The organism is Puniceicoccus vermicola (assembly GCF_014230055.1).
Taxonomy (GTDB): domain Bacteria; phylum Verrucomicrobiota; class Verrucomicrobiia; order Opitutales; family Puniceicoccaceae; genus Puniceicoccus; species Puniceicoccus vermicola.
In genome coordinates this window covers 94,285-100,996 of sequence record NZ_JACHVA010000076.1, presented here as the reverse complement: position 1 = coordinate 100,996, position 6,712 = coordinate 94,285, and the positions used below count along the sequence as shown (strand labels likewise).

6 protein-coding genes are annotated in these 6,712 nt (G+C 55.5%); 4 read left to right on the top strand and 2 right to left on the bottom strand.

The features are described from left to right. Nucleotides 1-473 precede the first annotated feature (473 nt). Nucleotides 474-1,271 carry a carotenoid biosynthesis protein gene (locus H5P30_RS08710; protein ID WP_185692560.1) on the bottom strand — a complete coding sequence of 266 codons (798 nt, stop codon included), beginning with the start codon at nt 1,269-1,271 and terminating at the stop codon, nt 474-476. Nucleotides 1,272-1,535: 264 nt separating this feature from the next. Between H5P30_RS08710 and H5P30_RS08705 the strand changes: the two genes are divergently transcribed. Genes H5P30_RS08705 through H5P30_RS08690 form a run of 4 tightly spaced genes read left to right on the top strand, consistent with a single transcriptional unit; the run spans nt 1,536 to nt 6,272 of the window. Further along, nucleotides 1,536-2,114, top strand: coding sequence for a type IV pilus modification PilV family protein (locus H5P30_RS08705; RefSeq protein WP_354587123.1), 579 nt, complete (start codon nt 1,536-1,538; stop codon nt 2,112-2,114). Then, nucleotides 2,111-2,833, top strand: coding sequence for a pilus assembly FimT family protein (locus H5P30_RS08700; RefSeq protein ID WP_185692558.1), 723 nt, complete (start codon nt 2,111-2,113; stop codon nt 2,831-2,833). The genes H5P30_RS08705 and H5P30_RS08700 overlap by 4 nt, the downstream gene beginning before the upstream one ends. After that, nucleotides 2,830-5,511, top strand: coding sequence for a hypothetical protein (locus tag H5P30_RS08695; protein WP_185692557.1), 2,682 nt, complete (start codon nt 2,830-2,832; stop codon nt 5,509-5,511). The genes H5P30_RS08700 and H5P30_RS08695 overlap by 4 nt, the downstream gene beginning before the upstream one ends. 35 nt (nt 5,512-5,546) lie before the next feature. Next, complete coding sequence (locus tag H5P30_RS08690) at nt 5,547-6,272, top strand: hypothetical protein (protein ID WP_185692556.1); 726 nt, start codon at nt 5,547-5,549, stop codon at nt 6,270-6,272. Here the strand turns inward: H5P30_RS08690 and H5P30_RS08685 are convergent. Further along, nucleotides 6,269-6,568 carry a hypothetical protein gene (locus H5P30_RS08685; protein ID WP_185692555.1) on the bottom strand — a complete coding sequence of 100 codons (300 nt, stop codon included), beginning with the start codon at nt 6,566-6,568 and terminating at the stop codon, nt 6,269-6,271. The two genes, H5P30_RS08690 and H5P30_RS08685, sit on opposite strands and share 4 nt — an antisense overlap. Nucleotides 6,569-6,712: the final 144 nt, after the last annotated feature.

Here is a 6,712-nt window from a genome sequence, read left to right as displayed (position 1 = left end):
ATCCGCTCACGCCATCGCACGGTGGGCGCTGAAGCGACCCACCCACTGTGGGGCATGGCCTTCAGCCTTGCCCGCGCAAACTCGGAAACGCTTCCCACAGATCCAAGGAACACTTCTCGCCAAACCGATCCGTTCACGCCATCGCACGGTGGGCGCTGAAGCGACCCACCCACTGTGGGGCACGGCCTTCAGCCTTGCCCGCGCAAACTCGGAAACGCTTCCCATAGATCCAAAGAACACTTCTCGCCAAACCGATCCGCTCACGCCATCGCACGGTGGGCGCTGAAGCGACCCACCCACTGTGGGGCATGGCCTTCAGCCTTGCCCGCGCAAACTCGGAAACGCTTCCGAATGCCACCGGGCCTCTACCCGCCAAACCGACTAACCGACCACCGACTCACGGACTCACGGACTCACCGACAACCGACTCACGGACTCACGGACTCACCGACAACCGACAACCGACTCACCGTCTACTGACTCAGGCTGGTCGAGCGCGCTTGCTTGAAAAGACGCCGGACTCCGACGAAAAACACTACGGCGACAAGGAGCACCCACCACTTCCCATGACTGATCGACATGAGGACGAAGGTGCTGACGGTAGAGAGGAGAACCCAGACCGGAACCCGTAATTCCTCACGCTTGAATGGGGAATGAGGCAGGAAAAGCTGGGCAAGGAAAGAAAGGATAAAAGCGGTAACAAACCAGGCGAGGAAATTGGTCCAGGGAACGCCGTAGTAAAATCCATCGCCATCCCAAGTCCAGTAACCCCTCACGAGGGTTGCGGCGGGCTCGAGAATCAAATCAACGATCACCGCTCCCACAGCGGTAAGGACTGGGACCATCGTCACAGATCCACGACCCGCCAGAGCGGAGTGCACCAGACAGTGCAAAGGCCAGACAACGACCCACCAAGACAGGGGAATCGCCCACGGCAAAACACCAAAGATCACCGGCCCGAACTGATCCGAGTACCCGTAGGACCCGAAAGGCACCCCCGTTAACGTCCCGACGAGCTCAACCACCCCGCCCAAAACGGCAAAGAGGAGGAAAATCAGCAGGGTCGATCCTCCGTGCGACTGACCCGAGAGGTGTAAAAACAGAACCAAGGCCGCGAGAGCGATGTAGATAAAATCCGCCCAAGGCCCGATTGGCGTTTCGATTCCAAACCCCAACACAAACAATCCGACAAGAAACCAGACCGTATAGAGAACGAGAGCCAGGCCGTAGAGACGGTTGAATTTTTTGGATCGATAGACGAAAAGAGACATGGATCGTGTACCAACCTGTAGGGCCTGTACCGCAAGCGCAATGAACAAACGGAGAGACTCTCGACAAGAAAAGGAGTAACTCCGAAATCCGCGCACTTCCCAAAACCCAAGCCCCGAAATCTCACCCCCGTCTCAAATACAGTGTAATTTCGTAACACTTCGGTCAAAATTTGCCCATTTTTCTCATTCTCTTGATGTCGGAAGTTCCAACCATTAAGTATGTTATGAAATTACTGGACAGCGACGTGTCCGTGCGGACAAGGAATGAAGCATCGATCGAACAGACGCCAAGGCATGAGCCTCATCGAGACGATGATCGCTATGGTCATCTTCATGATGCTTGCCTTAGGCCTGACAAGCGCAGTGATCCAGTCGCAGCAGATCGCCCAAAATAACATCATTCGAAACACCGTCTTCACGATCGCGCAGGGCTATCTCGAGCAGATTAAATCACTCAGTCTCAGTGAAATCCGTCTCTCCCTCGCCGACCCCTCTGGCACCCCTCTCCCCACGATGAGCATTTCCGCACTGCAAGTCGGCAACATCGAGAAAGCCGATCCCATCTACCTCGACGGACCCGACCGGAAACTCGCAGGAGAGTCAGACGGAAGCAATTTTCGCGAGGTTTTGGTCGACCTCAAAGAGGATCCAAACACCGGAGACCTCCGTGAAATCGTCATGCAGGCTTGGTTTGACATCAACATCGACGAGGTCGAGAACCGCTCCCACTCCTACTCGATCACCGTGAACTTTGAAGCCAAACTCCGTGGAGCCAATCGAGGTGGAATCCGCGGAGAGCTCAAAGGAATTCGCGCCGACCTCAATGAATCTGCCATTCCATGATCACGAGGAACAGAAAAGCTATTCACTGCCAAGGGTTCACCATCATGGAGATGATGCTGGTGGTCTTTGTCCTCGGCCTCATCATGATGATGAGCATGGGCTTTTTCGTCGAATCGTTCAAAGCCACTTTCGTCAGTGAGCAGAAGAATATGATCAACGGCGATATCCGCACCCTCACAAGTCAATTGGCCGAGGCCGCTAAGGAAGCGAATTTCACGGTCCTCTACAAAAGTTATTCATCCGAGGACCGGGATAAGTCCGAAGACCGTATGCTGGACGGGAACTCCGGCGATTTCATCGTGTTTGGATTTCAGGAGGAGCCCGATCTCTCCACCTCCATCAACGCACCGATCCCCATCATGCGAATCACGGGATATTATCGCGCCCCGATGGACCCCAACGACCCAACCAGCGAAGGACCGGTCCGCAGTTTCGATACGGATCAGGATTTCAACTATCACGCCTCTGGCGCCCCCCTGCTCAGCCCGATTGACCCACTAAATCCTCCGACACTGGAAAAAATTCTCGAGGAACTTTATCCCGAAGCAACCATCGGCAACAACCGAGAGGTGGTCGAAATGTCCGAAGGTCTCGCGGACAAGCGCCTCTTCTACAACTTTGGCAAGTCGACGATCATGGTGAACGGCAAGATCATCCACGGCGTCGATGCCAAACGAGTCACCGACACCTATAATTTCACCATCTCTACCCGCCGATGAATGTGAAACCCCAACTCCCCTCCCGCTGTCACTCCATCCTCGAGCGTCTCCATTCTCCTCGGTCTGGAGGAGCACTCATCACCGTGATCATCGTCACGACGATCATTTCTGCGATCGTCGGAAGCCTGATGAAATGGGGGTTAGCGGACCAACGAATCAACCTCCGCCACTTCGTTCTTCTCGATGCCCGCAACGCCGCTGAAGCGGCAACAGAACTCGGGGCTGGAATCCTCGCCTACCGGTGGGAATCCCAATCGAGCGTCCCTGCCGACGACCTGAAAAAAAATCCTCTCGACGAGGAAGATGCTTACCGAAACGAGTTGCCCAACTATTTCCCCTCGTCCCGCTATGATTTTGATTTGGCCGGAGGATCGGTCAGCCGTGGCCGCTTCTACATCCATCCCGATGATCCTTCCTTCTCCGATGACCCCCATAAGGGAAAACTCGTGACCGTCCAAAGCGTCGACATCCTCTCCAAAGCCACCGTGGATGATCCCCTGCTATCCGACGATATTACCGCCTACGCCCGCTTGACTCTACAGGTGCGGGACGCCCCTCTCTTCTCCCACGCGGTTTTCTACAACATGGATCTCGAATTTCACCCGGGTCCCTCGATGACGATGAACGGTCCCGTCCACGCCAACGGAGACATCTGGCTGGAGGCGACCAATGACCTCACTTTTACCAGCAATGTGACTGCCACTGGCGACATGCGGTACGGTTACATGCTGCACGAAGGACGTTCGAACCAAGTCAACCAAAACGGCAAAGTTTATATCAACGACGGTGTCGGAGGCAAAGCGACCCCCTATCGTGGATCCGGCAGCCGCACCAGTCTTTCCAGTTATTGGGACAGCCAGTCCCCGACCTCCTATTTCAAACCTGAAGGCTACACCAATTGGGCGGATTTCGCGATGAACCGCTGGAATGGAAATCTCCAGGACGCCTCCCACGAAGTCCCCGTCCTCAATCCCATCGGCTACGACGACTACGTTCGCGACGATCCTTCCACTCCCTCCATCATCGACGACGATCTCAATTACGCCTACGCGCTCATCGAGCCCAACATCACCACCCCAACGAATTCGGCCGGATTGCAAAACCCGGTCCACAAGGGGCTCGGAGAAAAGGAAAAGTTCGCCTACAAAGCCGGCCTGATCATCAAGGTGCACTACTCTGAGGACGGGAGCACGACCTCTGTCGGCGAACCTCTGCCCTCCGAAGCCGTCCGGCTCTACGAGCGCATGCCGCTGCCCCAAGAAGATCGTAGCAATCCCGACGACGCGCTCGACCCCTACAGCACATACAACAATTACTACCGAGGATACAACGGACGGGACCGAGCCAGTACTTTAAGCGAAGCGCGTGGAGCCCCGAGTGATTACTGGGTGAGCTTTCACAAGGTCGACCGCGCCGACGCCCACAATCTAGAGACCACCCGGCTGCAGAGCTCGACCGTACAAGCCGTCGACAAAGACGGTAAACCCGCCTACAACGACGACGGATCTCGCCAAATGGTCACGGTCGAGACCGTCCGCGAAATAACCCTTAAACCGGATCTGGACACCAACTGGAAACGGGTAAACTTCAGCGACATTTTCGCCGTCCACCAATACACCGAATTCGCCGATGGCCGGGGTGGCGGCGGATCGAGAGGGAATCAGGGCAACCGGGGCAATGACGGAGACAACGGAAATGACAACAACAACGGGGTTGACGACGATTTCTTCAATGAGGACTCGGGACGTCCCGGAGATCCTAAGCGCTCCATGTTCGATCACCGTCGGGGCACGGGCGTCGATCTCGTCGAAATCAATGTCGGCCGATTCAAGGACTATATCGAAGACAGTGACATGGGAGGGCTCCTGAGTGCCTATGATTCATCCGTCCCTCGCGAGAATCGATATCACCCGGACGAGGACTTCAATGGAGTCCTTTACGTCGAGTTCCCCAGTGATACAGATTCGATTCCAGGCAACAGCGACTACCAGCAACGCCCGGATTCGGTCGTCAAAGCAGCTCGCCAATCTCCCCGGGACCCGGACGTCGAGCTTGGCCTCATTCTGACCAACGCTTCCAGAATCCCCGATCCATCGTACAATAAGACGAGCGGCCGCGACCCAGGATTTACTCTCGCAACCAACGAACCGATCTACATCAAAGGCCATTACAATGCCGATGGCCGTTCCAACACCGGAAGCAACACCACAGCCGACAACGCCTCTTCCTGGAACCCCAACCCACCAGCCGCTCTCATCGGTGACGCCGTGATGCCTTTGTCTTCCGGCTTCGGATTCTTGGGCACCCGCAGCCGCAGAGCCAGAGCCTCAGGGTTTACCGAGTTTAACGCCGCCATCATCCAAGGGCTCCGTCCGACCAATAAAGAAGGAGACGGCAGAATTTCGGGAGGGAATCACAACTATCCCCGCTTCCTGGAAAACTGGGACAACATCGAGTTCCGGTACCGGGGGTCCATGGTCGCTCTCTTCGAGAGTGAAGTGGCGACCCAGGGAACCAATACCGCCTATTACAACCCTCCCAAACGGAATTGGGGTTTCTATGAACTCTTCGAACAAGGTCTCTATCCTCCCGGCACCCCCAATGTTCGGTCGTTCAAAAAGGTAAATTTCCGGTTTTTGACGAAGTCAGAATACGAAGATGCAGTCGGGGACCTGTAAACGATAAGATTTACAGTCCCCCCTGACCGGCCTCCATGCAGATGCAAAACCGTTTCCCTCTTCTCCTCCCCCTTTTCAGCCTTCTCCTTGCGAACCTACTTCCGGGAACCCTCGGAGCGCAGTCGGAGAAATCAGAAACCGACTCCTCCACCGGAAGTCCCTCCACGAAAACGGTGAAGAGCACCGCTGTAACACCCGAAGAAAACATCGCCATCTACTCTTGGCCAACGGGACGGGGGTTGATCCCCCTGAACGCGAGGATCCTCGCAGAGGTCAATGACGGCATTCCCGAGAGCATTCTCTACCTCACCGGCGAAGGTGTTCGCTACAGTTTTCACGTTCCCAACGGCCTCGTCGTTGCCGAAGACTCCAAAGGGACCTCGTGCCGACTTCTCAGTCGGACCATGCCTGACAACAGCTTGGATTTCTTCCTGTTTGAACCGGGGACATTTCTTCCCAGAGTCAACGTAACGACGCTCAAAGGCTATCGGAAAGGACTGAACCAAAAGTTCGAGGAGACCATCACCTTCGACACAGAGCCAAATCTGATTCGCAACAAAACCTTCAGTATCTACGGGAACCGCTGGGGCCAGCTGCACTATGCATTGGCACTGCCCGAGGGTCCTCGGTCATTTGCTGAGTTCTTCGTCCCCCTCAGCGACAATCTGCTGGTTCTCCGCCTCGAGGGTATGGAATCATTCGTCCGATCCCGGGCGCCACAGGTCGTCCGGATGATGTCGACCCTCTCGATCGAAAACTAGGCGGACTTGGGCATCGACGGATCTGCCTCCGAGTCTTCCTGATCCCCAAACTGAAAAAAGACCAGGCGCTCAATATCCTCGACGTCACGATAGCGTTCCACCTCTACCCAGTATCCTTCCGCAGCCCGAGGCTCCACCTCTTCAACTAGAATCGAAAAGGAAACGCCGGGAACACCTCGCTTCTTCGCCTCCCGCATCGCAATCCCTTCCGCTCGTTGAAAGTCGCGAGCCGCGATTGCCACAGCTCCCTGCCCCCCCTTCCACGCCGGGTGAGGATTGAAGAGATATAAATTCACTCTGGGATTAATTTCCACCATTACTGCGGGCTATTCTCTCCAAACAGAGCGAATTAAAAGAAAGTGCAACTTTTCGCGTACTTTTTCTGCTCAAACGCCGACATCAAGTGATTCGATTGAGAGTCAATGAGGGACCTCCGAGGG